Annotated in this window: 1 protein-coding gene; it reads left to right on the top strand. The window is 76.9% G+C overall.

The window, feature by feature from the left end; genetic code table 11:
- The coding region (locus tag HUW36_RS30730) for a type I polyketide synthase (protein ID WP_174531286.1) at window positions 1-2,476 on the top strand (2,476 nt) is incomplete at both ends.

Below are 2,476 nucleotides of genomic sequence, written 5' to 3'. Positions count from 1 at the left end.
CGCGATCGGCGCGCAGGCCGCCCGCTGGCTCGCCGCCAACGGCGCCGAGCACCTGGTGCTCACCAGCCGCCGCGGCCCCGACGCCGCCGGCGCCCGCGAGCTGGTCGACGAGCTGACCACCGACGGGGTACGGGTCAGCCTGGTCGCCTGCGACCTCGCCGACCGGGACCAGGTCGCCGCGCTCGTCGCCGGGCTGGACGACGTCGCGCCGCTGACCGCCGTGCTGCACGCCGCCGGGATCACCCGGCTCACCGCCCTGGTCGACACCGACCTGGACGTGTTCGACCACGTGATGGCCGGCAAGGTCGCCGGCGCCGCCCACCTCGACGAGCTGCTCGGCGACCGGGACCTCGACGCGTTCGTGCTGTTCGCCTCCATCTCCGGCGTGTGGGGCAGCGGCGGCCAGGGCGCGTACGCGGCCGCGAACGCCTTCCTGGACGCGCTCGCCGAGCGGCGCCGCGCCCGCGGCCGTACCGCCACCTCGATCTCCTGGGGCGCCTGGGCCGAGGGCGGCATGGCCACCACCGAGGAGGCGCAGCGGCTGCTCAGCCGGCGCGGCCTGAACCCGATGCAACCCGCCGCCGCGCTGCTCGCCCTGCGCCGGGCGGTCGAGCACGGCGAGACCACACTCGTCGTCGCCGACGTCGACTGGGCGCAGTTCGCCCCCGCGTACGCCTCGGCCCGGCCCCGGCCGCTGCTCGCCGACATCCCGGAGGCCCGGGCGGCGCTCGCCGAAAGCCCCGCCGACGACGTCGACGACCGGGCCGCCGCGCTGCGCCGGCACCTGCTCGACCTCGCCCCCGCCGACCGGGAACGCCGCCTCACCGACCTGGTCCGTGACCACGCCGCCGCTGTGCTCGGCCACACCGGCATCGACGCGGTACGCCCCCGGCGCGCGTTCCGCGACCTCGGCTTCGACTCGCTGACCGCCGTCGAGCTGCGCAACCAGCTCACCGCCGCGACCGGGCTGGCGCTGCCCACCACCGTCATCTTCGACTACCCGAGCCCGGCCGTGCTGGCCGGTCACCTGGCCACGCTGCTGCGGCTGCCCGACGGCGACGGCGTGGCCGCCGGCACCCCGGCCGGCGCGCCGACCGTCGACGAGCCGATCGCCATCGTCGGGATGAGCTGCCGGTACCCGGGTGGCGTCAGCGACCCGGACGGGCTGTGGGAGCTGGTCGCCGAGGGCCGCGACGGCATCACCGAGTTCCGCACCGACCGGGACTGGGACCTGGACCGGCTCTACGCCACCGACCCGGACGCGCCGGGCCGTTCGTTCACCCGCCACGGCGGGTTCATCGACCGGGCCACCGAGTTCGATCCCGAGTTCTTCGGCATCTCGCCGCGCGAGGCGCTCGCGATGGACCCGCAGCAGCGGCTGCTGCTGGAGGCCACCTGGGCGGCGTTCGAGCAGGCCGCCGTCGCCCCGGACACGCTGCACGGCACCTCGACGGGCGTGTTCGTCGGCGCGTCCCCGTCCGGCTACGGCGCCGGCGACGAGACCCGCGACCTGGACGGCTACCGGCTCACCGGCGGCGCGCACAGCGTCATCTCCGGCCGGGTCGCCTACACCTTCGGCCTGGAGGGCCCGGCGGTCACCGTCGACACCGCCTGCTCGTCGTCGCTGGTCGCGCTGCACCTGGCCGTGCAGTCGCTGCGCCAGGGCGAGTGCGACCTGGCCGTCGCCGCCGGCGTGAACGTGCTTGTCACCCCGGGCGCGTTCGTCGAGTTCACCAGGCAGGGCGGGCTGGCCGCCGACGGCCGCTGCCGCTCCTTCGCCGCCTCCGCCGACGGCACCGGCTGGTCCGAGGGCGTCGGCGTGCTGGTCGTGGAGCGGCTCAGCGACGCCCGCCGCAACGGCCACCGCGTGCTCGCCGTCGTCCGCGGCTCGGCGGTGAACCAGGACGGCGCGTCCAACGGCCTGACCGCCCCCAACGGGCCCTCCCAGCAGCGGGTCATCCGGGCCGCGCTCACCGCCGCCGGACTGGGTGCCGCCGACGTGGACGCGGTCGAGGCGCACGGCACCGCGACCACGCTCGGCGACCCGATCGAGGCGCAGGCGCTGCTGGCGACGTACGGGCAGGACCGGGCCGGTGAGCCGCTGTGGCTGGGCTCGATCAAGTCCAACATCGGGCACAGCCAGGCCGCCGCCGGTGTCGCCGGCGTGATCAAGATGGTGCAGGCGCTGCGGCACGGCGTCCTGCCCCGCACCCTGCACGTCGACGAGCCCACCCCGCACGTCGACTGGTCGGCCGGCGCGGTCGAGCTGCTGACCGAGGCCCGGCCGTGGCCGGAGACCGGCCGACCGCGCCGGGCCGCCGTCTCGTCCTTCGGGGTCAGCGGCACCAACGCCCACGTCATCGTGGAGCAGCCGCCGGCGGTCGCCGACGAGCCGGTCGACCGGCCCACGCCGCCGCTGGTGCCGGTGCTGCTCTCGGCGCGCGGCGACGGCGGGCTGGCCCGGCAGGCCGCCCGG

Origin of the sequence: Micromonospora maritima, assembly GCF_902825405.1 — a bacterium.
In the GTDB taxonomy this organism is placed as follows: domain Bacteria; phylum Actinomycetota; class Actinomycetes; order Mycobacteriales; family Micromonosporaceae; genus Micromonospora; species Micromonospora maritima.
Note: the sequence above shows the minus strand (reverse complement) of the source record. Positions and strands in the feature narration are given on the sequence as shown.